Source organism: Amycolatopsis ruanii (assembly GCF_003385175.1).
In the GTDB taxonomy this organism is placed as follows: domain Bacteria; phylum Actinomycetota; class Actinomycetes; order Mycobacteriales; family Pseudonocardiaceae; genus Amycolatopsis_E; species Amycolatopsis_E thermalba.
Map to the genome: position 1 here is coordinate 44,820 of NZ_PQHY01000013.1, position 25,012 is coordinate 69,831.

23 protein-coding genes and 1 tRNA gene are annotated in these 25,012 nt (G+C 69.6%); 10 read left to right on the forward strand and 14 right to left on the reverse strand.

What is annotated here, in order from left to right:
- Positions 1 to 17 precede the first annotated feature (17 nt).
- The 8 genes from D0D28_RS09785 to rpmH form a co-directional block, all read right to left on the reverse strand.
- Positions 18 to 1,016, reverse strand: a complete 999-nt coding sequence (locus D0D28_RS09785; protein WP_116110417.1) for a ParB/RepB/Spo0J family partition protein — start codon at positions 1,014 to 1,016, stop codon at positions 18 to 20.
- A complete protein-coding gene (locus tag D0D28_RS09790) occupies positions 1,013 to 1,915 on the reverse strand; it encodes a ParA family protein (RefSeq protein WP_162830490.1) in 903 nt (300 codons plus the stop codon). Before D0D28_RS09790 ends, D0D28_RS09785 begins: the two co-directional genes overlap by 4 nt.
- 90 nt (positions 1,916 to 2,005) lie before the next feature.
- Positions 2,006 to 2,662, reverse strand: coding sequence for a 16S rRNA (guanine(527)-N(7))-methyltransferase RsmG (gene rsmG / locus D0D28_RS09795; protein WP_116110418.1), 657 nt, complete (start codon positions 2,660 to 2,662; stop codon positions 2,006 to 2,008).
- Between the two features lie 1,023 nt (positions 2,663 to 3,685).
- Positions 3,686 to 4,222, reverse strand: a complete 537-nt coding sequence (locus D0D28_RS09800) for a protein jag (RefSeq protein ID WP_017985942.1) — start codon at positions 4,220 to 4,222, stop codon at positions 3,686 to 3,688.
- A gap of 29 nt (positions 4,223 to 4,251) precedes the next feature.
- Positions 4,252 to 5,337: a membrane protein insertase YidC gene (gene yidC, locus D0D28_RS09805; protein ID WP_094003319.1), complete on the reverse strand. Its 1,086-nt coding sequence runs from the start codon at positions 5,335 to 5,337 to the stop codon at positions 4,252 to 4,254.
- Positions 5,338 to 5,341: 4 nt separating this feature from the next.
- On the reverse strand, positions 5,342 to 5,650 hold the full coding sequence (gene yidD, locus D0D28_RS09810) for a membrane protein insertion efficiency factor YidD (protein WP_094003320.1): 309 nt from the start codon (positions 5,648 to 5,650) through the stop codon (positions 5,342 to 5,344).
- Complete coding sequence (gene rnpA / locus D0D28_RS09815) at positions 5,643 to 6,062, reverse strand: ribonuclease P protein component (RefSeq protein WP_094003321.1); 420 nt, start codon at positions 6,060 to 6,062, stop codon at positions 5,643 to 5,645. Before rnpA ends, yidD begins: the two co-directional genes overlap by 8 nt.
- 22 nt (positions 6,063 to 6,084) lie before the next feature.
- On the reverse strand, positions 6,085 to 6,228 hold the full coding sequence (gene rpmH / locus D0D28_RS09820) for a 50S ribosomal protein L34 (protein ID WP_017985946.1): 144 nt from the start codon (positions 6,226 to 6,228) through the stop codon (positions 6,085 to 6,087).
- A 521-nt stretch (positions 6,229 to 6,749) separates the two neighbouring features.
- On the opposite strand from rpmH, the gene dnaA reads away from it, so the two are divergent.
- On the forward strand, positions 6,750 to 8,363 hold the full coding sequence (gene dnaA, locus D0D28_RS09825) for a chromosomal replication initiator protein DnaA (protein WP_094003322.1): 1,614 nt from the start codon (positions 6,750 to 6,752) through the stop codon (positions 8,361 to 8,363).
- Here dnaA and D0D28_RS09830 read toward each other — a convergent pair.
- Positions 8,341 to 9,261, reverse strand: a complete 921-nt coding sequence (locus tag D0D28_RS09830; protein ID WP_116110419.1) for a LysR family transcriptional regulator — start codon at positions 9,259 to 9,261, stop codon at positions 8,341 to 8,343. The two genes, dnaA and D0D28_RS09830, sit on opposite strands and share 23 nt — an antisense overlap.
- A gap of 74 nt (positions 9,262 to 9,335) precedes the next feature.
- Between D0D28_RS09830 and D0D28_RS09835 the strand changes: the two genes are divergently transcribed.
- From D0D28_RS09835 to D0D28_RS09875, 9 genes are all read left to right on the forward strand, one after another.
- Complete coding sequence (locus D0D28_RS09835; RefSeq protein WP_116110420.1) at positions 9,336 to 10,148, forward strand: EamA family transporter; 813 nt, start codon at positions 9,336 to 9,338, stop codon at positions 10,146 to 10,148.
- A gap of 587 nt (positions 10,149 to 10,735) precedes the next feature.
- Positions 10,736 to 11,869 (forward strand): DNA polymerase III subunit beta, encoded by a 1,134-nt coding sequence (gene dnaN / locus D0D28_RS09840; protein ID WP_094003325.1) that lies wholly within the window; start codon positions 10,736 to 10,738, stop codon positions 11,867 to 11,869.
- Between the two features lie 31 nt (positions 11,870 to 11,900).
- Complete coding sequence (gnd, locus tag D0D28_RS09845; protein WP_094003326.1) at positions 11,901 to 12,791, forward strand: phosphogluconate dehydrogenase (NAD(+)-dependent, decarboxylating); 891 nt, start codon at positions 11,901 to 11,903, stop codon at positions 12,789 to 12,791.
- A gap of 10 nt (positions 12,792 to 12,801) precedes the next feature.
- Complete coding sequence (gene recF / locus D0D28_RS09850) at positions 12,802 to 13,959, forward strand: DNA replication/repair protein RecF (RefSeq protein ID WP_116110421.1); 1,158 nt, start codon at positions 12,802 to 12,804, stop codon at positions 13,957 to 13,959.
- Positions 13,960 to 14,185: 226 nt separating this feature from the next.
- A complete protein-coding gene (locus D0D28_RS09855) occupies positions 14,186 to 14,671 on the forward strand; it encodes a DciA family protein (protein WP_094003370.1) in 486 nt (161 codons plus the stop codon).
- A 177-nt stretch (positions 14,672 to 14,848) separates the two neighbouring features.
- Positions 14,849 to 16,816, forward strand: a complete 1,968-nt coding sequence (gene gyrB / locus D0D28_RS09860) for a DNA topoisomerase (ATP-hydrolyzing) subunit B (protein WP_094003328.1) — start codon at positions 14,849 to 14,851, stop codon at positions 16,814 to 16,816.
- A gap of 44 nt (positions 16,817 to 16,860) precedes the next feature.
- Positions 16,861 to 19,380, forward strand: a complete 2,520-nt coding sequence (gene gyrA, locus D0D28_RS09865; RefSeq protein ID WP_094003329.1) for a DNA gyrase subunit A — start codon at positions 16,861 to 16,863, stop codon at positions 19,378 to 19,380.
- Positions 19,381 to 20,094 (forward strand): DUF3566 domain-containing protein, encoded by a 714-nt coding sequence (locus D0D28_RS09870; RefSeq protein ID WP_094003330.1) that lies wholly within the window; start codon positions 19,381 to 19,383, stop codon positions 20,092 to 20,094.
- 30 nt (positions 20,095 to 20,124) lie between these two features.
- Positions 20,125 to 20,198, forward strand: a tRNA-Ile gene (locus D0D28_RS09875).
- Between the two features lie 90 nt (positions 20,199 to 20,288).
- Here D0D28_RS09875 and D0D28_RS09880 read toward each other — a convergent pair.
- From D0D28_RS09880 to D0D28_RS09900, 5 genes are read right to left on the reverse strand one after another with little or no spacing between them, the layout of a single operon-like run.
- Positions 20,289 to 21,437 (reverse strand): site-specific integrase, encoded by a 1,149-nt coding sequence (locus D0D28_RS09880; RefSeq protein ID WP_094003331.1) that lies wholly within the window; start codon positions 21,435 to 21,437, stop codon positions 20,289 to 20,291.
- Complete coding sequence (locus D0D28_RS09885) at positions 21,421 to 21,639, reverse strand: helix-turn-helix domain-containing protein (protein WP_094003332.1); 219 nt, start codon at positions 21,637 to 21,639, stop codon at positions 21,421 to 21,423. The genes D0D28_RS09880 and D0D28_RS09885 overlap by 17 nt, the downstream gene beginning before the upstream one ends.
- A gap of 24 nt (positions 21,640 to 21,663) precedes the next feature.
- Positions 21,664 to 22,914 (reverse strand): DUF3631 domain-containing protein, encoded by a 1,251-nt coding sequence (locus tag D0D28_RS09890; RefSeq protein ID WP_094003333.1) that lies wholly within the window; start codon positions 22,912 to 22,914, stop codon positions 21,664 to 21,666.
- Positions 22,914 to 24,446 (reverse strand): DNA cytosine methyltransferase, encoded by a 1,533-nt coding sequence (locus D0D28_RS09895; RefSeq protein ID WP_116110422.1) that lies wholly within the window; start codon positions 24,444 to 24,446, stop codon positions 22,914 to 22,916. The genes D0D28_RS09890 and D0D28_RS09895 overlap by 1 nt, the downstream gene beginning before the upstream one ends.
- Entirely contained in the window at positions 24,446 to 24,961 is a 516-nt protein-coding gene (locus tag D0D28_RS09900; RefSeq protein WP_094003335.1) for a hypothetical protein, read from the reverse strand. Before D0D28_RS09900 ends, D0D28_RS09895 begins: the two co-directional genes overlap by 1 nt.
- Positions 24,962 to 25,012: the final 51 nt, after the last annotated feature.

Here is a 25,012-nt window from a genome sequence, read left to right on the forward strand (position 1 = left end):
GACGAAACGACCTGGGGTCATTCCTCATCGGTTTTCGGGGCCTGATTTGCCCGATTCGGGTCCATGATCGATACGATCCGCTCCAGATCGTCGATCGAGCCGAACTCGACGACGATGCGTCCCTTGCGGCGGCCGAGGTCGACCTTGACGCGGGTGTCGAAGGTGTCGGACAGCCGGTTCGCCAGATCCTGGAGACCGGGCGCCTGCATCGGCTTGCGGGGAGCGGCCTTGGGCTTGGCCGGCGCCTCGCTCTTCTTGAGGGTCACCGCCTCTTCGGTCGCGCGGACCGAGAGCCCCTCGGCGACGATGCGGGTCGCCAGCTCCTCCTGCGCCTCGGGGTCTTCGAGGGAGAGCAGGGCGCGGGCGTGCCCGGCGGAGAGGACCCCGGCCGCGACGCGGCGCTGCACGGGGAGGGGGAGCTTGAGGAGCCGGATGGTGTTGGTGATGACCGGGCGGCTGCGGCCGATGCGCGAGGCCAGCTCCTCGTGCGTCACCTCGAACTCGTCGAGCAGCTGCTGGTAGGCGGCCGCCTCTTCGAGCGGGTTCAGCTGGACGCGGTGGATGTTCTCCAGGAGGGCGTCCCGCAGCATCGCCTCGTCGGCGGTCTGCCGGACGATGGCTGGGATGTTCTCCAGCTCGGCCCGCTGGGACGCACGCAGCCGACGCTCGCCCATGACGAGCTCGTACTCGCCGCCGCCGAGTTCGCGGACCACGATCGGCTGCATGAGGCCGAACTCGCGGATCGAGTGCTCCAGCTCGGCGAGCGCGTCCTCGTCGAAGACCTGCCGCGGCTGCTTCGGGTTGGGCTTGACCGCGCTGGTCGGGATCTCGCGGTAGACGGCACCGGCCACCTCGCCGCTGGGGACGACCTCGCTGTTGGCGGCGAACCAGTCCTTGTCGCCGTTGCGGGACGGCGTCTCGGGACGGGCCGGGCTGGGGGTGTTCTCGCCGGCGGGCGGTCCGGTCGGGATCAGCGCGGCCAGGCCGCGCCCCAGGCCACCCCTGCGTTCGGTCATAACGTGCCCCTCCTCGATCCGTTGCTGCTGCCGCGCTCGGCCAGCTCACGTGCGGCGTCGACGTAACTCATCGCTCCCCGCGAGCCCGGGTCGTACGCCAGCACGGTCTGCCCGTAGCTGGGCGCCTCGGACACCTTCACGTTGCGGGGGATGACGGTCTTGAGGACGACGTCGCCGAAGTGGTCGCGCACCTCGGCGGTCACCTGGTCGGCCAGCTTGGTGCGGCCGTCGTACATGGTGAGGAGGATCGTGGAGACGGCCAGGGCGGGGTTGAGGTGCTTCTGCACCAGCTCGATGTTGCTGAGCAGCTGGCCGAGGCCTTCGAGCGCGTAGTACTCGCACTGGATCGGGATGAGCACCTCGCGGGCGGCGACCATGGCGTTGACCGTGAGGAGGCCGAGCGAGGGCGGGCAGTCGATGAAGACGTAGTCCATGCCGAGCTGATCGACCACGTCCCCGGCGAGCGCCTCCTTGAGCCGCGATTCGCGGGAGGGCATCTCGACGAGTTCGATCTCGGCACCGGCGAGGTCGATCGTGGCGGGGACGCAGAACAGGTTGGGGGACTGCTCGCTGACGGCCATCGCTTCGCCGAGGGGGAGGTCGCCGAGGAGGACGTCGTAGATGGAGGGGGTGCCGGAGCGGTGGTCCACGTTGAGCGCAGTGCTGGCGTTGCCCTGCGGGTCGAGGTCGATGACGAGGGTCTTGAGGCCGTGCACCGCGAGGGCCGCGGCGAGGTTGACGGCGCTGGTCGTCTTGCCGACGCCGCCCTTCTGGTTGGCGACGGTCAGGACGCGGCGCTGATCGGGCCGGGGGAGGGAGTTGGGGTCGGGGTGCAGCACGCGGGCGGCGCGCTCGGCCTCTTCGGCAATGGGGGTCCAGTCTGACGCAGGCGGGGTCACCGGCCGAGCCACCTTTCCGCAATCGACGCTGTTGGTTTCACGTGGAACATGGGTCGCATCATGCTGATCTGGCCTTTCCAAGCCATCCTGTCATCCCGCACGGCGCGGGCGACGGGCACTTCGTACGCGCTCCACCCGCACCACGGTCGTCGGCGTTTCGAGCACGCCGACCCCGCACTCAGAGACCGTTGGAGCACCCCCACCGACGCGGGCAACCGCCTTCGCATCACGGGCAACTTCGTCCCGGGCGCTAGCTCCCTTGACTGCGAGCATCATGCCACCCTCCCGGACGAGGGGGAGGCACCAGCCCGCCAAACGCGCGAGGGGAGCCACGGCACGCGAGGTGACCACATCAGCCGCGCCGACACGCTCCCGCAGCGCCTTCTCTTCGGCCCGCCCACGCACGACGGTGACGTCCAGCTTGATGCTCTCGGCGACTTCGTTCAACCAGTCGGCCCGCCTCGCCATCGGCTCAACGAGAACGAGGTCGAGATCCGGCCGGGCGATCGCGAGCGGCACCCCAGGAAAGCCAGCCCCGGAGCCAACGTCGATGACTCGCACGCCGTCGCCGATCTGTTCCCCGATGACGGCCGAGTTCAGCAGGTGCCGATCCCAGAGCCGCTCAACCTCCCGCGGCCCGATGAGCCCGCGTTGGACCCCGTACCGCTCGAGCATCTCCGCGAACTGGACGGCCTGCCCCAGCCCGTCCCCGAACACTCGCCCCGCCACCTCGGGCACCGGCACCACTCGCCACTCCTCGGGTTCCACGTGAAACGACAACGCCCCCAATTCTCCACGACGAGAACATCAACACGGGGAGGCAGACCACAACTGTGGACGGTTTCACGTGAAACTGCCCCCACCCGCAGCGACGGTTCCACGTGAAACATCCTGCGCCACCCGCCGGCAGGCCGGAGGCCGAGACCGCGCGCGACTCGCCACCGCCGCGCCGTCCGGCGAGGGGGTCCAACGAGGTGAGCCAGCTTCACCGGACGCAACCCTCACGCCTCGGGCATCGCCACCCGAGCGGCTCCACCGAAGTGGGTCACCTCAACCAAACGCCAATCCATCCGGAGCTACAACACTGCGCGCCGCTCCCCGCCCCACGGTCGTCGCGAGCGCCGAAGAAGAAGCCGTCGCCGAGCGGGCCGACTTCTCGGCCGCAACGGTCGCACCTCGGCATCACCAGCCGCGGCCTCGTCTCACCACCCACCGCGACCGCCGCCGCTGCCGCGAGCCTCCCGACCGCGGGGCAAAGAAAAAGGCGGCCCACCCAAAGTGGGCCACCTCCTCAACTAAACGGCTGCGCACTACAACACCGCGCCACGCCGCGAGCTACGGCCGTCGCCGCCGCCCGAAGAAGAAGCCGTCACCGGGCGGGCCGACTTCGCGGCCGCAACCCTCACGCCTCGGGCATCACCACCAAGCGGCCCTACCTCACCACCCACCGCGACAGCCGCCGCAGCATCGCCCTCCGGACCGCAGGGCATAGAGAAAGGCGGCCCACCGAAGTGGACCGCCTCCTCAACCGGACGCCTGCGCATCCGGCACTGCAACACCGCGCGCGACTCCGCGAGCCACCGTCGTTGCCAGCGCCCAAAGAAGAAGTCGTCACCGGGCGGGCCGACTTCGCGGCCGCAACCCTCACGCCTCGGGCATCACCACCCGCCTCACCTCACCGCCACCCCACAACCGCCACATCGCTCTCCCGACCGCAGCGCATAGAAAAAGGCGGCCCACCGAAGTGGACCGCCTCCTCGACCGGATCGCTTACGCGTCCGGCATCACCACCACGCGCCGCTTGGGTTCTTCGCCCTCGCTTTCGCTCTTGACGCCTCCCACGGCCGCCACCGCGTCGTGCACGACCTTGCGCTCGAACGGGCTCATCGGCTGCAGTCGTACCTTCTCGCCGGTCGCCTTGACCGTCTCGGCCGTCGTGCGGCCCAGCTCGGTCAGCTCGGCACGTCGGCCGGCCCGCCAGCCCGCGATGTCGAGCATCAGCCGGCTCCGGGTGCCGGTCTCCTGCTGCACCGCCAGCCGCGTCAGTTCCTGCAGCGCCTCGAGCACCTGGCCGCGCCCACCGACCAGCTTCTCCAGGTCGTCGCCGCCGTCGATGCTCACGATCGCGCGACCGCTTTCCACGTCGAGGTCGATGTCCCCGTCGTAGTCGAGCAGGTCCAGCAGCCGCTCCAGGTAGTCGCCCGCGATGTCGCCCTCGCGAACCAGCAAGTCCTCCGTCGACGACCCCGTCGCCTCCGCAGCGGGCGCCTCGTCGTCAGCGTCGATCGCTTCGACCGTCTCCGCCATCGTCATCTCCTTTCACCGGGCTCCAGCGCTCAGCGGCGCTTCTGCCCCGAGCCCTTCTGTCCTGAGTTCTTGCCGCCCTGCGCCGGCTTCTTGCGCTTCTGCGCCGAGCCGTTCTGCGGGCGTTGCCCCTGCTGCGGGAAGCGGTGCGGCGAGCCGGCCTTCGAGCTCGGCTTGTTCTGCCCGGCGGCCTTGCCGTCACCGGCCGCCGTCTCGTCGTCCGCCTTCTTCTGCTGGACCGGCTTCTGGCCCGGCTTCGGCTTCGCACCCGGGCGCGGCGCCAGCGAGTTGCGCTTCTCGGCCGCCTCGGCCTTCTTCTGCGCCTCTTCCTTGTCGATCCGCGTGTAGACCAGGCGCTGCTGCATCAGGGTCCAGCCGTTGTTCGCCAGCCAGTAGACGAGCAGACCGATCGGGAAGAACGCACCGAACACGAGCACACCGAGCGGGAAGATGTACATCGTCAGCCGCTGCATCATCTGCGTCTGCGGCGTGATCGACTCGGGGTTCAGGTTCTGCCGCTGCGCCGAGTGCCGCGCCGTCAGGTGGGTCAGGATCGCCGCGAGGATCATCAGCGGGATCGCGACCGGCGCGACGTGCCAGTGCCAGCCGCCACCCTGGCCACCCAGCATGGTGGCGTTGTGGATGGCATCGCCGATGTTGACGCCGAACAGCTTCGCGTGAACGTAGGACTCGACGCCCGCCTGGTCGAAGAAGTAGTTCTCCGTCTTCGGGCTGCCGTCCGCGGGCTGGATGGAGAACGCACGCAGCACCCAGTTCAGACCGATGAACACCGGGATCTGCAGCAGCATCGGCAGGCAGCTGCCCAGCGGGTTGACGCCGTGCTCCTTCTGGAGCTTCTGCATCTCCATCGCCTGGCGCTGGCGGTCGTTCGCGTACTTCTTCTGAATTTTCTTCAGTTCCGGCGCGAACTCCTGCATCTTCTTCATCGACCGGACCTGGTTCACGAACGGCTTGAACATGATGCCGCGAACCGTGAAGGTCAGGAAGATGATCGCCAGGAGCCAGGTGATCGCGTTGTCGGCCCCGAAGACGAACCCGAAGACCTTGTGCCAACACCACAGGATGAAGGACACGGGGTAGTAGATGAAGTCGAGCACTGAGCTACTCCTCGGTTGACAAACCAGGTCTCTGGTGGCGCCACGAGAACACCTCAGGCACCGGATCGCGGCCGGGCATCGTCCACGGGCCGCAGCGCAACAGCCGGCGGAGGGCCAGATAACTGCCCTTCGCGGCGCCGAAACGGGTCAGGGCCTCGACCGCGTACGTGCTGCAGCTGGGGTAGAAGCGGCAGCTCGGCGGGAGGTAGGGCGAGATGAAACGGCGGTAGAACCGCAGCGGGAGCAGCAGGACCTGGGCGACCGGCCCGGGGCGCTCGACCGTCTGCGATGCATCGGTGGTGGCGTCATTCACCGGCGTGGCCCCTCGTTTCCGCGGCCGTTCCCGATCCGCGTGTCGCCGGGCCGTCGGACGGGCGACCCGGGAGCAGGCTCAGCCGTTTCAGCGCCGCGTCCAGATCGGCGCCGAGTTCGGCGCTGGACGCGGTGGCCGCCGGCGGCAGGGCCCTCACGACCAACGAACTGCCGGGCGGCACGGTTCCGAGGCGCTGCAGGACGAGATGCCGCAGGCGCCGGGTCACTCGGTGGCGCACCACCGAGTTGCCCACGGCCTTGCTCACCACAAAACCCGCCCGCGGCGTTCCCGCGGACGGGTCGGTGGACTGCACCGCGTGCACCACGAGGCGACGCCGACCTGCCCGAGCACCCCTGCGCATGACCTCGCGGAAGTCCTCACTGCGCCGCAACCGGGCGGCACGGGGCAGCACGACGCGCCTCGAAGCGGCGCTATCAGGCGGACAGCTTCTCGCGGCCCTTGCGACGGCGGGCCGACAGGATGGCGCGACCGGCACGGGTACGCATCCGCAGCCGGAAGCCATGGGTCCGGGCGCGTCGACGGTTGTTCGGCTGGAAGGTGCGCTTACCCTTGCTCACTGCTTACTCCTGGTCTCGACATACTCGGCGGCAAGCTGGAGCCACCGATCAGCTCGGGGGTGTCTCGAATCGCGCGCATGCGAACAAACCCGTCGCGCGCGGGAGACCTATCGAGAGTACGCACCCCGCTCGAGGGCCCGGCAACCGGCCCCCGGAACCACTCGGGGGGACCGAGTGGCGACGCGGCGTGAAGCATGGAATCCTGGCCCCCACGGTGCCTTGTGGGACGGCACGGGCCTTTGTTAGCGTGTCTCCTCTTGAGTCACCCGTTCGAGGTGCTCGGCGCCGCCGTCGGAAGGTGTGGAGGCTCTGGCTGGCGTAGGTTCGCACCCGCAGGTGGAGTGACTGCGGGCCGCCGTACATTAGTACACAGTTGTGGACAACTCTGTGGATACTTGCTGCGCGCGGTGACCAGGGGGCCCGCGCGATACCGCTCGACGGGGTGAGCCGGCCGCCCGCCTCGGTGATTATCCGCAGGTCGGTGGGGTCTTCTGGGGTGACGAGGGGAGGGGACGAAGTAGGTGTCCGAGCACCAGTTGAATCTGGGCGTGGTCTGGGACCAGGTGGTCCGGGAGCTGTCGGACGGCACTCTGTCGCCGCAGCAGCGGGCCTGGATGCGAGTCACCCGCCCGATCGGCCTGCTCGACGGCACGGCCCTGCTCGCCGCTCCGAGTGACTTCGCCAAGGAAGCGATCGAGCGCGCCCTGCGGGACCCGATCACGCACGCGCTGTCGCGCCGCCTCGGCCGCCCCGTCTCGCTGGCGGTGAAAGTCGACACCGCCGAAGTCAGCCCGCCGCCGCCACCGCCGGCCCCGTACCCGTCACCCGCCCGGGTGGAAACGGCGCCTGTCGCCGCCACCGAGGTGCCGGTGATGCCGCCGAAGATGCCACCGCTCGACGACGGCATGCTGCCGCCGCTGCGCCGGGTGCGCTCCCACCCCCCGGAACCCGTGAAGCCCGTCCTGCCCGAGGACGACGGTGACGAGGAAGTCGACGAAGAGGGCGAGGCACTGGCCGCGGCGCACGAGATCTGGCCGATGTTCTCCGGCCAGCCGAGCGCCGGCCAGCCCTACACCGCCCCGGCCCAGCCGGAGACGTCGAAGACGCGGCTCAACGAGAAGTACACGTTCGACACCTTCGTCATCGGCGCGTCCAACCGCTTCGCGCACGCGGCCGCGTTCGCCGTCGCCGAAGCACCGTCCCGCGCGTACAACCCGCTGTTCATCTGGGGCGAGTCGGGGCTGGGCAAGACGCACCTGCTGCACGCCGTCGGCCACTACGCGCAGCGGCTGTTCCCGGGCATGCGCGTGCGCTACGTCTCGACCGAAGAGTTCACCAACGACTTCATCAACTCGCTGCGCGACGACCGGAAGGTGGCGTTCCAGCGGCGCTACCGGGACATCGACATCCTGCTCGTCGACGACATCCAGTTCCTGGAGGGCAAGGAAGGTACTCAGGAGGAGTTCTTCCACACCTTCAACACGCTGCACAACTCGAACAAGCAGATCGTGGTGTCCTCGGACCGGCCGCCGAAGCGGCTGGAAACCCTGGAGGACCGGCTGCGCACGCGGTTCGAGTGGGGCCTGATCACCGACATCCAGCCGCCCGAGCTGGAGACGCGCATCGCGATCCTCCGCAAGAAGGCGGCGCAGGACCGGCTGGCCGTGCCGGGTGACGTGCTCGAATTCATCGCCTCGCGCGTCGAGGCGAACATCCGGGAGCTCGAAGGCGCGCTCATCCGCGTCACCGCGTTCGCCTCGCTGAACCAGCAGCCGGTGGACGTCAGTCTCGCGGAGATCGTGCTGCGCGACCTGATCCCGGACTCGCAGGCGCCGGAGATCAGCGCGCCGACGATCATGGCGACCACGGCCGAGTTCTTCGACGTGACGGTCGACGACCTGTGCGGCCCCGGCAAGACGAAAGCCCTTGCCACGGCGCGGCAGATCGCGATGTACCTGTGCCGCGAGCTGACGGACATGTCGCTGCCGAAGATCGGGCAGACGTTCGGCGGCCGCGACCACACGACGGTCATGCACGCGGACAAGAAGATCCGCAAGGAGATGGCCGAGCGGCGGCGGATCTACGACCAGGTCCAGGAACTCACCGCGCGCATCAAACAGCGCGCCCGCCAGTAGCCCGCGCCGCGCACTCCGCTTCGACCGCCGCGATCGCGCGCGCGATCGGCCACTGCTCTTCGCTGCCGCGACGGACGCAGCCGACGAAGCGCCGCGACGGACGCGGGTTGCCGTGCAAGGGAATGCGCACCACGTCGTGCTGCGGCGGCAGGGGAGCGAGCCGCGGCACGAGGCACACGCCGAGCCCGGCGGCGACGAGCGCGGACACCGCGAACCACTCCTTGGCCTCGTGCGCGATCCGCGGCGTGAATCCGGCGGCGGCGCAGGCGACTTGCAGAAGTGGGTACGTGTCGTTGTGACGCGGCTTGACGATCCACGGCTCCCGGGCGGCGTCGGCGAGTTCGACCGCGTCCTGCCGCGTCAGCGGATGTCCCGCCGGGACAAGGAGATCCTGCGGGTCGTCGAGGAGCGGCCACTGCGTGAAGCGCGGGTCGTCGACGGGCGGCGCTTCGGGCGTGGGCAGCACGACGGCGAGGTCGGCCGCTTCGGCGAGCAGCAGCTCGTAGCAATCGGCGCTCTCCTCTTCTATTACGCGCGCCGTCAGCCGCGGGTGCTCCACGCGCAGCCGCGTGACCGCCGGCCCCAGCAACGCGGCGACCGCGGAGGAGACACCGCACAGCCTCACGGCGCCGACCTCTTCGCCGGCGGTCAGGTCGGCGCGCGCCCGTTCCCATTGCGCGAACAGCGAATCCGCGTGCTCGAGCAGCACCACCGCGGCGGGGGTCAACCGGACGCGGCGTCCCTCGCGGCGCAGCAGTTCGACGCCGACTTCCTTGGCGAGCAACCGGAGTTGTTGTGAGACCGCCGAGGGGGTCAGGTGCAGCGCGTCCGCCGCAGCCGTGACGGTGCCGTGCTCGGCGAGGACGCGGAGGACGCTCAGGCGCCGGAGGTCGATCATGTAGCCGAGGCTAAAGAGTCACGTGCACGAAGTCTCGATGGATCTGCACCGGTTCCGCGCCAAGACTCGACGGCATGGGAGCCGCACTTCTCGTCCTCGGCAGCGTCGTGAGCGTGCAGACCGGACAGGCGTTCGGCAAACAGCTCTTCGCCGCGGCCGGTCCGGGCGGGGTGGTCGTGCTGCGGCTCGTCTTCGCCGCGATCGTCCTGCTCGCGATCCACCGTCCGGCGTTGCCGTCGTGGCGGAACCTGCCGCCGGTGCTGGGTTTCGGCGCCGCGATCGCCGGGATGAACCTGATCTACCCCGCGCTGGGTTTCCTGCCGATGGGTGTGGCGAGCGCCTTGCAGTTGCTCGGTCCGCTGACGGTCGCGGTGGCGACGGCACGCCGCGCGCGCGATGTCGGCTTCGCGCTCGTCGCCGCCTTCGGGGTGTGGCTGTTCCATTCGCCGTCCGGGACGACACTTCCGGCGGCGGGTGTGGCGTTCGCTCTGCTGTCCGCCGCGTCGATGGGCGGATACCTGGTGCTGAGCCGGAAAGTCGGCGCGAGTGTCCCGGATGGATCGATGCTCGCGTTCGCCGTGACGGTGGCCGCGGTCCTCGCGCTGCCCTTCGGCGTGACCGCCCCGGTGTGGCGACCTTCCTTGCTGCTGGCCGGTTTCGGCGTCGCGGTGCTGTCGGCCGTGATCCCGTACTCGCTCGACCTCGCCGCACTGCGCCGGGTTCCAGCGCGCACGGTCGCGGTGCTGGAGAGCCTCGAAGCGGCGGTGGCCGGAGTGGCCGGCGCGCTCGTGCTCGGCGAGCGGCTGCCGTTCGTCGCGTGGGCCGGAATCGCTTGTGTGACAGCGAGTGCGGCCGCGGCGGGCCGCGCTGCGACGCGGAATCTGTGATCCCCGTAACGAGAACGCATCGATCGCCGCGACCCCGGTCACCCACTGGGTGGGTTCTGCGGCGACCGCGTCTGTGCGCGGCCATGGGGACGAACATCCCCACAACTGGGGACAGTTCTGTGGACAGCTGGGGACAACTGTGGATCATCTGGGGAGCGCCCGAAGTTGTCCACGGACCGCCCGAGTTGTCCACCGGAAGTACTCCACAGCTGTCCACACCCCGCCGCGCGAGCGGACCTGCGACAACGGCAGTAGTCCCCAGAATCCACAGCCCCTATTACTGTCACTGCCCTTGGTTTTTTCTCAAGAAGTCCTTCGGAGAAAAACAGGGGGCTGTGGACATGGGGACAGAGCTCCGGACGAGATCGTCTTGTCGACAAGTCGATGGCGTGCCCCGAGTGACGGCGGTGCCGCTCACGTTCTAACGTGGGTATCCACACCCAGCCCGCTCGTCGTTGGCGACATCGGCACCGGGCCACACCACACTGTGAGATCCCTGGTCAGCGCGCTGCTCGAGGCCTGCCCGGGGACGTTTGTCGATCTTCTCGGGCCGCGATGAGGGGCTCGGCTGTCGAAAGGATGGGCACATGAAGATCCGCGTCGAGCGCGACGGGCTCGCGGACGCCGTCGCGTGGGTGGCACGCAGCCTGCCGTCGAGGCCACCGGTCCCGGTCCTGGGCGGGGTGCTGCTCGACGCCGGATCGGACGGCTCGACCGACGCCCTCACCGTCTCCGGCTTCGACTACGAGGTGTCGGCGACGGTCGGCGTCCCGGCGACGATCGCCGACGGGGGACGCCTCCTGGTGTCCGGGCGGCTACTCGCCGACATCACCAAGGCGCTCCCGGCCCAGCCGGTCGAGATCTCCGTCGACGGCTCCCGCGCCTCCATCACCTGCGGCAGCGCCCGGTTCAGCCTGCCGACCATGCCCGTCGAGGACTACCCGCAGCTCCCGGCCCAGCCGACGTTCGCCGGTGAGGTCGCCGGTGAGGCGTTCGGCCAGGCCGTCACCCAGGTCGCCGTCGCGGCCGGCAAGGACGACACCCTGCCGATGCTGACCGGCATGCGGCTGGAGATCTCCGGCAACTCGCTCACCCTCGTGGCCACCGACCGCTTCCGCCTGGCGATGCGCGAGTTCGCGTGGGAACCGGTCGAGGGACTGGCCGACGCCGCGGTCCTGGTCCCGGCGCGCACCCTCGCCGAGGCGGCCAAGTCGCTCGGCACCGCGGGCAACAAGGTCTCGGTCGGGCTCGCCAGCGGCGAGGGCCTGCTCGGCCTGTCCGGCAACGGCCGCTACACGACCACCCGGCTGCTCGACGCCGAGTTCCCGCCATACCGGCAGCTCCTCCCGAACCAGCACTCCTCCCGCGCGGTGATCGAGGTGTCCCCGCTCTCCGAGGCGATCAAACGCGTGTCGCTGGTGGCCGAGCGGGGTACCCAGGTCCGGCTGGAGTTCGGGGACAACTCGCTGCGCCTGTCGGCCGGCGGTGACGACGAGGGCAGCGCCGAAGAGGAGCTGCCGGTGGAGTACGAAGGCGAGCCGGTCACGATCGCGTTCAACCCGGGCTACCTCGTCGACGGCCTGGGCGCGCTGCACCACGACCGGGCCGAGCTGACCTTCACCACCCCGAACCGTCCGGCTTTGATCAAGCCGGCCGACGAGCAGGGCCAGGTCGTTCCTGGTTACCTCTATCTACTGATGCCGGTCCGCCTACCCGGCTGACCGCGACGGAGAAAGCACGAAGGGGAGTTCCATGGTTCAGCTGGGACTGGTCGGCCTCGGCCGGATGGGCTTCAACATGCGCGAGCGGCTGCGCGCCGCCGGGCACGAGGTGGTCGGCTACGACCGCAACCAGGCGGTCTCGGACTCGACCTCGCTCGCCGACATGGTGTCCAAACTGGACGCGACGCGCATCGTCTGGGTGATGGTCCCGGCGGGCGGGCCGACCCGCGAGACGGTGGCCGAGCTCGGCGAGCTGCTCGCCGAGGGCGATCTGGTGATCGACGGCGGCAACTCCCGGTTCACCGACGACAAGCACAACGCCGAGGTGCTGTCCGCGAAGGGCATCGGCTACCTCGACTGCGGTGTCTCCGGTGGCGTGTGGGGCAAGGAGAACGGCTACGGCCTGATGGTCGGCGGTGACAAGGCGCTCGTCGAGCGCGCCATGCCGATCTTCGACGCGCTGCGCCCGGACGGTCCCCGCGAGGAGGGCTTCTCGCACGCCGGCTCGGTCGGCGCCGGTCACTACGCGAAGATGATCCACAACGGCATCGAGTACGGCCTGATGCAGGCCTACGCCGAGGGCTTCGAGCTGCTCGAAGCCGCGAAGGTGGTCGAGGACGTGCCGGCCGTGATCAAGGGCTGGCAGCGCGGCACCGTCGTCCGGTCCTGGCTGCTCGACCTGCTGGTGCGCGCCCTGGACGAGGACCCCGAGCTGGACGACCTCGAGGGTTACGTCGAGGACTCCGGCGAGGGCCGCTGGACCCTGGAGGAGGCCATCAACCACGCGGTGCCGGCGCCGGTCATCTCGGCCGCCCTGTTCGCGCGGTTCGCCTCGCGGCGGAAGGACTCGTCCGCGATGCGGGCGGTCGCCGCGCTGCGCAACCAGTTCGGCGGTCACGCCGTGAAGAAGGTCGGCGAGTAGGCACTGCGCCGTGCACGTACGGCATCTGCAGGTCACCGACTTCCGTTCCTGGGAGCACGCGGACCTGCCGCTCACACCCGGTCCGACGGTGCTCGTCGGCCAGAACGGCCGCGGGAAGACCAACCTGCTGGAGGCGATCGGTTACCTGGCGACCCTCGGGTCACACCGGGTCGCGACCGACGCCCCGCTGGTGCGGCACGGTTGTGAGCGGGCACTCGTGCGGGCGGCCGTGGTCAACGAGGACCGCGAGCTGACCGTCGAGCTGGAGATCAACCCCGGCCGGGCGAACCGCGCCCGGGTCAACCGCGGCGCGGTCGGCAAGCCGCGCGACATCCTCGGGATCCTGCGCACCGTCTTGTTCTCCCCGGAGGACCTGGCGCTGGTGCGCGGCGACCCGGGCGAGCGCCGCCGGTTCATGGACGACCTGCTGGTGCAGCGCGCGCCCCGGTACGCGGGGGTGCGCGCCGACTACGAGCGGATCCTCAAGCAGCGCAACGCGCTGTTGAAGACGGCGGGCAAGAAGAAAGGTGCCGCGCGCGACGACCCGTACGCGCTGTCGACGCTCGAGGTGTGGGACAACCACCTCTCGGTGGTCGGCGCCCAGCTGCTCGCCGCGCGTCTCGACCTGGTCGCCGACCTCGGTCCGCACACCACCGCGGCCTACGCCGGGGTGGCGCCCGACTCGCGGCCGGCGACGATCTCCTACCGGTCGAGCCTGGGCGCGGCCCTGCCCGAGGGGTACGGGGTGCCGGACGGGAAACGCGCCGAGCCGGAGGTGCTGACCGGTATCCTCGTCGAGGCGATGGCGCAGGTGCGGCAGCAGGAGCTGGAACGAGGGATCAGCCTGGTCGGCCCGCACCGCGACGAGCTGGAAATCATCCTGGGGGAGGCCCCCGCGAAGGGCTACGCGAGCCATGGGGAATCCTGGTCGTTCGCCCTCGCGCTGCGGCTGGCGTCCTACGAGCTGCTGCGGCGGGAAGCGGGGGAACCGGTGCTCCTGCTCGACGACGTCTTCGCCGAGCTCGACCGGCGGCGCCGGTCGCGGCTGGCCGAGGTGGCCGCCGGTGCCGAACAGGTGCTGGTCACCGCGGCGGTGGACGAGGACGTGCCCGGGGAACTGGCCGGGGTCCGGTTCACCGTCGCCGACGGGGAGGTGAAGCGTGCCTGATGAGCAACGGCGAGTGACCGGGACCACAGGAGTTACCCACCGATCTGGGGACAACTCTGTGGATAGTGTGGATAACACGGTGAACGCGTTATCGCCGCGCGTGACCAAGCGGCCGAACGAGCGATCTTCAACCGCGTCAGAAGCGGCGCAAACTCCCCAGAAGAGTGGATCAGATACGGACGGTGATGGCCCGGCTGGGCCGAACGGGAACACTACCGGACGTGATCTGGTCCGCTCCGCCCTGGCCGCCGCTCGCGCCAAGGCCGACGCCCGGGGCACCGAGCCGGGCCGTCGCAAGTTCGAGCTGAGCGGCCAGAACCCGCGCCGCCGCCGCTGGTCGGGGCCGGGCCCGGACGCCCGCGACCCGCAGCCGCTCGGCAGGCTCGTCGGCAGGCTGGTGTCCGAGCGGGGCTGGCAGGAGCGCGTGACCAGCAGCCGCGTCTTCGGCGAGTGGGCTCGCCTGGTCGGCGAGGACGTCGCCGAGCACGCCCAGCCGGTGACGTTGAAGGACGGCGAACTCACCGTCCGCGCCGACTCGACCGCCTGGGCCACGCAGCTGCGCCTGCTCCAGGGCCAGCTCATCGCCAAGATCGCGGCCAAGGTCGGTCACGGCGTGGTCAAGCGGATGCGCATCCACGGTCCGACCGCCCCGAGCTGGCGGAAGGGCCCGCGGCACGTGCCCGGTCGCGGGCCGCGCGACACCTATGGGTGACTGAGCGCGTCATATCGCGGCTCGACCCCGGCCGGATAGCGCCGGACCCGTCCTCGCTCGCGTTCGGGCCTCTGTGACGAAATCAGGGGTGTCCTTGCGGCATGTCAGCGGAGCTGGCCAAGTAGAATAAACACGAGTGGGGAGCCCCTTGGGCAAGACTGAGGAGAAAGCAGGCTCGTGGCAGCTCAGCAGAACGACTACAACGCGTCCTCCATCACGGTGCTCGAGGGTCTCGAGGCGGTCCGCAAGCGACCCGGCATGTACATCGGTTCCACCGGTGAACGCGGCCTGCACCACCTGATCTGGGAGGTCGTGGACAACTCGGTCGACGAGGCCATGGCCGGTTACGCGACGAAGGTCGAGGTCACGCTCCTGGCCGACGGCGGCGTCCGCGTCGTCGACGACGGCCGCGGCATCCCGGTCGAGGAGCACCCGGTCCACAAGAAGTCGACCCTGGAGATCGTGCACACCGTGCTGCACGCCGGGGGCAAGTTCGACAGCGAGAGCTACGCGGTCTCCGGCGGCCTCCACGGCGTCGGCGTCTCCGTCGTGAACGCCCTGTCCAAGGCGCTCGACGTCGAGGTCTCCCGCGACGGCAAGAAGTGGCGCCAGCACTTCGACCACTCCAAGCCCGGTCCGCTGCAGGAGGCCGGCCCCGCCGAGGGCACCGGCACCTGCACCACGTTCTGGGCCGACCCGGACATCTTCGAGACCACCACGTACAACACGGAGACGGTCTCGCGCCGCCTGCAGGAGATGGCCTTCCTGAACAAGGGCCTGAGCATCACGTTGCGCGACGAGCGGGTCACCGAGGCGGAGACCGAGGCCGACGCCGACGGCAAGCAGGCGCGGGTCAAGGAGCGCGTCTACCACTACCCGGGCGGGCTCGAGGACTTCGTCAAGCACATCAACGGCTCGAAGGACCCGATCCACTCGAGCATCATCTGCTTCGAGGCCAAGGGCGAGGGCCTCGAAGTCGAGGTCGCGATGCAGTGGAACAACTCGTTCACGCCCTCGGTGCACACCTTCGCCAACACCATCAACACCCACGAGGGCGGCACCCACGAGGAGGGCTTCCGCGCCGCGCTGACCCGGGTGGTCAACGCCTACGCGCGGGACAAGAAACTCCTCAAGGAGAAGGACGAGAACCTCTCCGGCGACGACGTGCGCGAGGGCCTCACCGCGATCATCTCGATCAAGCTGGCCGAGCCGCAGTTCGAGGGCCAGACCAAGACCAAGCTGGGCAACAGCGAGGCCAAGTCGTTCGTCCAGTCCAAGACCAACGAGTGGCTGTCCGACTGGTTCGAGCGCAACCCGAGCGAAGCCAAGACGATCATCAACAAGGCGCTGTCCAGCGCGCAGGCGCGGATGGCCGCCCGCCGGGCCCGCGACCTGGTGCGCCGCAAGGGCGCGCTGGAGATCGGCGGCCTGCCCGGCAAGCTCAAGGACTGCCAGTCGACCAACCCGGAGGAGTGCGAGCTCTACATCGTGGAGGGTGACTCCGCTGGCGGGTCGGCCAAGGAGGGGCGGGAGTCGCGGTTCCAGGCGATCCTGCCGATCCGCGGCAAGATCATCAACGTGGAGAAGGCCCGGATCGACCGGGTGCTCAAGAACAACGAGGTCCAGTCGCTGATCACCGCGCTGGGCACCGGCATCCACGACGACTTCGACATCTCGAAGCTGCGCTACCACAAGATCGTGCTGATGGCCGACGCCGACGTCGACGGCCAGCACATCCGCACCCTGCTGCTGACGCTGCTGTTCCGGTTCATGCGCCCGCTGATCGAGCACGGCCACGTCTACCTCGCGCAGCCGCCGCTCTACAAGATCAAGTGGCCGCGGTCGGAGCCGGAGTACGCGTACTCGGACAAGGAGCGCGACGGCCTGATCGCCGCCGGCGCCGAAGCCGGCCGCAAGCTGCCGAAGGACGACGCGATCCAGCGGTACAAGGGTCTCGGCGAGATGAACGCCGAAGAGCTGTGGGAGACCACCATGGACCCGGCCCGCCGGCTGCTGCTGCAGGTCACGCTGGACGACGCCGCCGCGGCGGACGAGCTGTTCAGCGTGCTGATGGGCGAGGACGTCGAAGCCCGGCGCTCGTTCATCACCCGCAACGCCAAGGACGTCCGCTTCCTCGACGTGTAGCGCGCCCCGACTCCGCCTTGCCCATTCGTCAGTAGAAGGACCCCATGACGGAAACCATGCCGCCGGAACACGACCGCACCGAGCCGGTCGACATCCAGCACGAGATGCAGCGCTCGTACATCGAATACGCGATGAGCGTGATCGTGTCGCGCGCCCTGCCGGACGTGCGCGACGGGCTCAAGCCGGTGCACCGCCGGGTGCTGTACTCGATGTACGACTCGGGTTTCCGGCCGGACCGCGGGTACAACAAGTGCTCGCGCGTGGTCGGCGACGTGATGGGCAACTACCACCCGCACGGCGACTCGGCGATCTACGACGCCCTCGTGCGGCTGGCCCAGCCGTGGGCGCTGCGGTACCCGCTGATCGACGGCCAGGGCAACTTCGGCTCGCCGGGCAACGACCCCGCGGCGGCCATGCGGTACACCGAGTCGCGCCTCGACCCGCTGGCGATGGAGATGCTGCGGGACATCGAAGAGGAGACCGTCGACTTCTCGCCGAACTACGACGGCCGCACGCAGGAGCCGGACGTCCTGCCGTCGCGCATCCCGAACCTGCTGGTCAACGGCACGTCGGGGATCGCGGTCGGCATGGCGACCAACATCCCGCCGCACAACCTGCGCGAGGTCGCCGACGGCGTGATCTGGGCGCTGGACAACTGGGAAGCCGGCGAGGACGAGACACTCGCCGCGCTCATGCAGCGCATCAAGGGGCCGGACTTCCCGACGAAGGGCCTGATCCTGGGCACGTCCGGGATCGAGGAGGCCTACCGCACCGGCCGCGGCTCGATCCGGATGCGCGCGGTGGTCGAGGTCGAAGAGGACACCCGCGGCCGGACCACCCTGGTCGTCACCGAGCTGCCCTACCAGGTCAACCCGGACAACCTGGTGGAGAACATCGCCACCCTGGTGCGCGACGGCAAGCTGACCGGCATCGCCGACATCGCCGACGAGTCGAACAGCCGGCGCGGCATGCGGATCGTGGTCACGCTCAAGCGGGACGCGGTCGCCAAGGTCGTGCTGAACAACCTCTACAAGCACACCCAGCTGCAGTACAACTTCGGCGTCAACATGCTGGCCCTGGTCGACGGGGTGCCGCGCACGCTGCGGCTGGACCAGGTCGTCCGGCACTACGTCAAGCACCAGATCGAGGTCATCGTCCGGCGGACCCGGTTCCGCCTGCGCAAGGCCGAGGAACGCGCCCACATCCTGCGCGGCCTGGTCAAGGCGCTGGACCAGCTGGACGAGGTCATCGCGTTGATCCGCCGCTCGCCGACGGTCGACGAGGCGCGCACCGGCCTGATCGAGCTGCTGGACATCGACGAGATCCAGGCCACCGCGATCCTGGACATGCAGCTGCGCCGCCTGGCCGCCCTGGAGCGCCAGAAGATCGTCGACGAGCTGGCGAAGATCGAACTCGAGATCGCCGACCTGCAGGACATCCTGGACAAGCCGGAGCGGCAGCGTCAGATCGTCAAGGACGAGCTGACCGAGATCGTCGACAAGTTCGGCGACGACCGGCGCACCCAGATCATCCCGTTCGACGGCGACGTGTCGGTCGAGGACCTGATCGCGGTCGAGGACGTGGTGGTCACCATCACGCGCACCGGCTACGCGAAGCGGACCAAGACCGACCTGTACCGGTCGCAGCGCCGCGGCGGCAAGGGTGTGCAGGGTGCCCAGCTCAAGCAGGACGACATCGTCCAGCACTTCTTCGTGTGCTCGACGCACGACTGGATCCTGTTCTTCACCAACAAGGGCCGCGTCTACCGCGCGAAGGCCTACGAGCTGCCCGAGGCGAACCGCGCCGCGCGTGGCCAGCACGTGGCGAACCTGCTCGCGTTCCAGCCGGACGAGACGATCGCGCAGATCATCGAGATCCCGAACTACGAGGTCGCGCCGTACCTGGTGCTGGCCACGAAGAAGGGCCTGGTCAAGAAGACGCGGCTGAGCGAGTTCGACTCGAACCGCTCCGGCGGCCTGATCGGCATCAACCTGCGCGAGGGCGACGAGCTGGTCGGCGCGGTGCTCGCCGGGCCGGAGGACGACCTGCTGCTGGTGTCGGCCGAGGGCCAGTCGATCCGCTTCCACGCCACCGACGAGACGCTGCGCCCGATGGGCCGCCCGACCTCGGGTGTGCTCGGCATGCGGTTCAACGACGGTGACGAGCTGCTCGCGCTGAACGTGGTCAAGCCGGACAAGTTCCTGCTGGTCGCGACCGACGGCGGCTACGCCAAGCGGACGCCGATCGAGGACTACCCGGTGCAGGGCCGCGGCGGCAAGGGCGTGCTGACCATCCAGCACGACCGCAAGCGTGGCAGGCTGGTGGGGGCGCTCATCGTCGACGCCGACGACGAGCTCTACGCCATCACCTCCAGCGGCGGGGTCATCCGCACGCCGGCGGACCAGGTGCGCAAGGCGGGCCGGCAGACGAAGGGCGTGCGGCTGATCAACCTCGGGGAGGGGACGACTCTTCTCGCGGTGGCACGCAACGCTGATGAGCCCTCGGGCGTCGGTAATGGTGAAGGCAACGGAGGAACCGAAGAACCCGTCTCGGAAGAGAGCTAAGTGACGACACCGGAGAACCCCGAACAGCACGGTGCGCAGACCGGTGACGCGGGCACGCCGCCCTGGCAGCGGCTGAGCCGTGACGCCGGTCAGGGCACGACCACCGAGTCGAGCGGTGGTTACCGCGATGGGTGGTCGTCGGAAGGCCAGGCCGAGAAAACTGTGTTGTACTCGAACGGTGACGACAATCCCGTCGTCAGCGGTTCGGCGGCGCAGGGTCTGTTCGGCAACCCCGCGGCGCGCGACGACGCGTTGGCAGGGTTGAGGGGGCAGGAGACGGTGAGCGTGGCCAGTGCCGGCACCAAGGGACGTTCGGCGCCCAGCGCCTTGCGCCGCCCCGGTCGCGGCCCGCGCCGGGCGAGCCTGCAGATCAAGCGGTTCGACCCGTGGTCGGTGCTGAAGCTGTCGCTGGTTCTCGGTGTCGCGCTGTTCTTCGTGTGGCTGGTGGCCGTCGGCGTGCTGTACACGGTGCTGGACGGCATGGGCGTCTGGGACAAGCTGAACGGCACGTACTCGTCCCTGGTGTCCGGCGAGGGCGCCGGCGTGACCAACGAGCCACTCATCAGCGCCGGCCGGGTGTTCGGCATCGCAGCCATCCTCGGCGCGATCAACATCGTGCTGCTCTCGGCGCTGGCCACGGTGAGCGCGTTCATCTACAACGTGTCCGCCGACCTGGCCGGAGGCCTGGAGGTGACCCTGTCGGAACGCGAGTAGAAGGCATGTTGTAGTCTTCTCTCCGTTCGAGGGCCCATAGCTCAGGCGGTTAGAGCGCTTCGCTGATAACGAAGAGGTCGGAGGTTCAAGTCCTCCTGGGCCCACAGCAGCTCAGCCCCCGTCTCCCAACCAAGGGAAACGGGGGCTGAGCGTCATTCTGAGCGACATTGCCCGCAGATCCGTGCTTGGAGCGGTCAGCTCGCGAAGATCCGGTCCATCGCTTCGGCGCCGTGCTCGATCACCGGTCGGAGCTGGTGCCGGTAGACCAGCTCGGTCACGGCCGTCCCGTTGTGGCCCATCAGGCGCGAAATCTGCTCGATCGGTACGCCGCTGTCTGAGAGCAGCGAGACGAAGCTGTGCCGTAGCTCACGAGGCGTCCAGTCCTTGGCTTCCAGCCCGGCCTTTTCGACCACCTTCCGGAACGCGCGGCGGACGTTGGCGGCGTCCAGTTCGGTCCCCACGGCGGAGGAGAACACCAGGCCGGTCTCCTGCCACCGGTCGCGCGCCAACGTCCGCATGTAGTCCTGCTTGGCCTGGTGTGCCCTCAGCGCCTCGACACAGCGCTTCGGCAGGGCCAGCGACCGGCGAGACTTCCGCGTCTTCGTGTCGCCGTGCTCGCGGACCGAGCGCCACACCATCATGTGCGGCGGGATGGGCGGGTTGCCGTCCGGGCGGCCGACGAGATCGACGTGCGACCAGGTCAGTGCTCGCATCTCCTCGGTCCGCGCGCCAGTGAGGAGCGACACAACCACGTAGGCGCGCATCGGCGTCCCCTCAGCAGCCCGCAGCACGGCTTCCGCCTGTTCGAGCGTCAGGGACTTCGAGGGACGTCCCGCCCGGCCCTCGGGGACCTCGCAGAGGAGCACGACGTTGCGGCGCACCTTCTCGCGCTTCTGGGCTCGCTCGATGCTGCGCCGGAGCAGCGACAGCACCTCCCGGAGCGAGCGAGTGGACAGCACTTTCGCTCGATCGGCCAGCCAGCGGTCCACGTCGTCGGCTGTCAGCTCCCGGAGCTTCCGGGCGCCTAAGCCGGGGATGATGTGCGTGTTTGCCAGGTTGGTGAGCTTGTCCACCGTGCCGGTGCTGCGCCGTGGCAGGCCGTATGCGAGGAAGTCGCGGACCGCGTGTGCGACGGTGTACTTCCGGTCTTCGGTGATGCCCTCTTCGAGGTCCTTGAACAGCTCTTTGAGCTTGCTCTTGGCCTCGGTCTTGGTCTTGGCGTAGGCCCTTCGCGTCCGGCGCTTTCCGGCCGGGGTGTAGCCGATGGTGACCTCAGCGCGCCAGCGCTGCCGGGATTCCTCCCAGAACAGTCCCCCGTCGCCGTTGCTACGCTGCTTCGCCACTCATGACCTCCGATTCGTCGATGAGGAGTTGGACGTAGTCGCTGATCGCCCGGGCCGGGATGAGCCGGGCCCGGCCCTGTTTGACCGAGAGGAGGCGTCCCGCACGGATCTGCTCGTAGATGACGGATCGGCTCATCGACAGCAGGCGCATGGCCTCGGTGATGCGGTAGAGCTGCCGCTCAGGCACCGGTGGCGTGTCCATCGCATTCCTCCTTCATGCGGGCGGTCAGGCGTTGTTGCCGACGACTTTGAGGGGGGTTGCCGTCCCAGCCGTACCAGCGTCGTTTTTGCTGGTCAGGGGCGGTACGGCTTTTTTGCTGGTACGGCTTGAGCCGTACCACTCGTCAAGCCGTACCGGGTCTGAGCTGCGGTTATGAGGCTGGTACGGCTGGGACGGCTCACCCCCTGCCGAGGTGTCGAGATCGGGTGCGTAGCGGTTCCAGGCATCGGCGAAGTCCGCGCGCTGGTAGCCCTTGGCTTGCCCGCTGCCGGGGAAGCGGATGGTGGCCGAGCGGATGCCGTACTCCTTGAGCAGCGAGCCGAGCTTCATGGCGGTGAGCCCGGTCGGCCCGAACTCCCGCCACGGGGACTCCTCCAGTCCGCGCAGGCGGTGCAGCAGCTCGGCCGTGGGCAACGCGAGGTCGTCGGCGAAGGCGGTGCGGCAGTCGATGAGCAGCCGCAGCCGGTCGGAGATTTCCCCGGTCTCGTTGTGCTCGCGGGTCATCTCCACGGCGGCGGCGCGGGCGCGTTCCGGCCAGTCGCCCCCGGCGTGGTCGGCGACGGCCACCAGCGGTTCCCAGGTGTCGGCTGCCCGGTCCTCAACCGGCATGGCGGGCTCGGCTCGCTCGAGGATGGCCATGTCCCCGCGCAGCCACTCGGTGAGCTGCTGCGCCAGCGCGCGGAGCGGTTCCCGGTCGCGGCGGGCGCGGTAGGGGAACGTCTTCTCCCCGGCGGCGCGGCGGCGCATGTGCACGACCACGGCGCGGTCCTCGATGGTGTCGGGCATCGCGCCGATCCCGGCGAGCGCGGCCATGGCGAAGGTGGGGATGGTGACGACCTTGGAGGTGGCGGCGTCGTAGCGCAGAGCTGGCCGGCCGCGCTGGTGTCCGGCGTTGAGCAGCCCGCGCAGGTCCTCGTTGTCCCCGGCCTTCGGCCCGAAGATGGTGTCGGCCTCGTCCACCAGCAGCACCGGCGGGTCCGGGGTGATCGAGCGGTACACCGCCGCGGGGCTGGCGTTGACCGTGATCAGCGGGTCGTGGCTGGTGGCTTCCACGATGTCGAGCAGCCGCGACTTGCCGCACCGCCGCTCCGGTGCCCGGATCACCAGCCGCGGCGCGTGCGCCCACGCGGGTTGGACGTGGGTGGCGGCGATCCAGAGCACCACGGCATCGGTGGCCTGGTCGGAGGGCATCACGACGTACCGGGTCAGCGCGTCGTGGAGCTGGGCGAGCAGCGTCGCCCCGCGATTTGGGGTCATCAGGCAGCCTCCAAGCTGTCGTGGACGGTGGTGTCGAGGGAGGCGACGACGGAGCGGACGAGCCATTCAGCGGCGGGCGGGGTGACGCCGTTGCCGAGCTGGCGCACCTGCTCGCGCTTGCTGCCGGTGATCACGTAATCCGGGGTGAACGCCATGGCGGCCTGGATCTCGGCGACGGTGAGCATCCGGAACGAGGCGTTCGCGACAGCCGGTGGCAGGTCTCCGCGGTTGTGGGTGGTGCCGTCGGTGCCGACCGCGAACCGCGCGAGGTCCAGCCCGGCCCGGTGGGGCTGGGATGCGGGGCGCTGGCGGACGAGCATGTGGTGGTTGCCGCTGGCGCAGACGGTGGCCAGGGGCTCGCGGACGTCGCGGGCGGTGGAGCCGCCCCCGCGCAGCTCGGCGATGAACGCCAGCCCGTAGCGGTCGCGGGTGGTGAGCGTGCCGATGGGGTCGGCGGCCGGCGCGGCGGTGGTGGCGGTGCCGTAGTAGGGCACCACCAGGGCGTCCTGGTGCCGCGTGGTCTGCGTCCGGAACGGCTCGCCGGTGTGGCGGGCTTCTTTGCCGTCGCGGCCTTCCAGCGGCACGATCAGCCCTTCGGCCTCCCTCGTGGTGCGGGTCCGGAACGGCTGGCTGGTCGGGTAGCTGGTGTCGTTCCACGAGCCGCCCGCAGTGACCAGTTGCGGCGTGGCGTAGCGCAGCATCCCGGCCCGGATGCGGGCGAGGGTCTTGGCGGACAGGGGCTTGTCGCGGTCGCCGATGCGCTGCCCGGGCAGGCTCCAGTCGATCGCGGCCGCCGCAGGCAGCACGTAGGGCTCCACGATCTGGTGACGGCAGGTGGCCGATGGGCAGCGGTAGAGGTACTGCTGCCGGTAGCGGCCGACCCGTGCGGTGCCCTTCCACGCCTGGATCGCCCGCACCTCCCGCTCGCAGGTGGGGCACCACGCCTTCGGGCGGATGTCGAGGTTCGGGGCGGGGTTGCCCTTGCGCCAGAACACCACGTACATCCGGTCCCGCGACTGCGGCGCGCGCGGCGCGGCGATCGCCGGGGCGTGCATGGAGTTCAGCGACACGATCTTGTGCTCGTAGCCGTAGGAGTCCATCGCCAGCAGCCACGCCCGAAACGGCGCCCACTTCGCCGCATCGACCACGTTCTCCACGATCACGGCGTCGTAGCGGTGCACCTCGGCGAAGCGGGGCACGTCCCACATCGTCGCCCGCGACCGCTCCGCCACGTGGTCCGGCACGGGCTCGTCGAACAGGCTCGGCTGCACGCTGGCGCGCTTGCGGCCCTTCGCGATCGAGTGGTTGGTGCACTCCGGGCTTGCCCACAGGATGTTGGTGCGCCGGTAGCGGCGCGGCTCCACTTGGGAGATGTCGGCGCAGTCGTGCTCGCAGCCGGGGAAGTTCGCGGCGTGGGTCTCGATCGCCCGCGGACTGTGGTTGGCAGCCATCACCAGCTCCACACCCGGCACGGCGGTCGCGCCGAGCCCGGAACCCCCGGCGCCGCAGAACAGGTCGGTCACGGTGAACATCAGGCAGCCACCTCCAAGTGCGTCGGGTTGGCCGTCGTAGCGGCCTCATAGCGGGTCCACAGCTCGTCGATGGCGGCGGTGTCGTCGGCCAGCTCACGCAGCACCGCCGTGGGCGAGCCGGCCACGGCCTGCTCGATCCGGCGGGCGTGGGCGAGCAGCGCACGTCGCCACGCGGCCTCCAACAGGACGCCCTTGAGGTGGTCGGCCAGCCCGGGCACGGGGGCGTCGCGGAAGGTGTCGGCCAGCCAGCCGGACAGCCACTCGCGGCGCTTCTCGCCCGGTGCCTGCCCGGTGGCGATGGCGTGGGTGTAGAGGGTGACCGGGGCCGGGGTGTGCTCGGCGGCCACGACCTCGATGGCGAGTTGGAGGACGTGGGCGGACATGCCGCCGGTGAAGTCGGTGGCGCGCATCCCGGCCAGCAGCCGCCGCGCCGGGCGGGCGGGCAGCTGCATCAGGCAGCCGAGGAACTGGCGCTCCGGGTCGGTCAGGGCGTCGGTCGCGGTGGCGGTAGGCATGGGGAACCTTTCGCGAGTGCTGACGGTCTTGGGACTGCCGGGCCGCCCGGA

Coding starts and splice junctions, on each gene's coding strand:
- D0D28_RS09890 (WP_094003333.1), bottom strand. CDS start 22,914: ATGACCCCAAATCGCGGGGCGACGCTGCTCGCCCAGCTCCACGACGCG.
- dnaN (WP_094003325.1), top strand. CDS start 10,736: ATGAAGATCCGCGTCGAGCGCGACGGGCTCGCGGACGCCGTCGCGTGG.
- D0D28_RS09835 (WP_116110420.1), top strand. CDS start 9,336: ATGGGAGCCGCACTTCTCGTCCTCGGCAGCGTCGTGAGCGTGCAGACC.
- D0D28_RS09885 (WP_094003332.1), bottom strand. CDS start 21,639: ATGGACACGCCACCGGTGCCTGAGCGGCAGCTCTACCGCATCACCGAG.
- D0D28_RS09895 (WP_116110422.1), bottom strand. CDS start 24,446: ATGTTCACCGTGACCGACCTGTTCTGCGGCGCCGGGGGTTCCGGGCTC.
- gnd (WP_094003326.1), top strand. CDS start 11,901: ATGGTTCAGCTGGGACTGGTCGGCCTCGGCCGGATGGGCTTCAACATG.
- D0D28_RS09785 (WP_116110417.1), bottom strand. CDS start 1,016: ATGACCGAACGCAGGGGTGGCCTGGGGCGCGGCCTGGCCGCGCTGATC.
- D0D28_RS09830 (WP_116110419.1), bottom strand. CDS start 9,261: ATGATCGACCTCCGGCGCCTGAGCGTCCTCCGCGTCCTCGCCGAGCAC.
- D0D28_RS09900 (WP_094003335.1), bottom strand. CDS start 24,961: ATGCCTACCGCCACCGCGACCGACGCCCTGACCGACCCGGAGCGCCAG.
- D0D28_RS09800 (WP_017985942.1), bottom strand. CDS start 4,222: ATGGCGGAGACGGTCGAAGCGATCGACGCTGACGACGAGGCGCCCGCT.
- gyrA (WP_094003329.1), top strand. CDS start 16,861: ATGACGGAAACCATGCCGCCGGAACACGACCGCACCGAGCCGGTCGAC.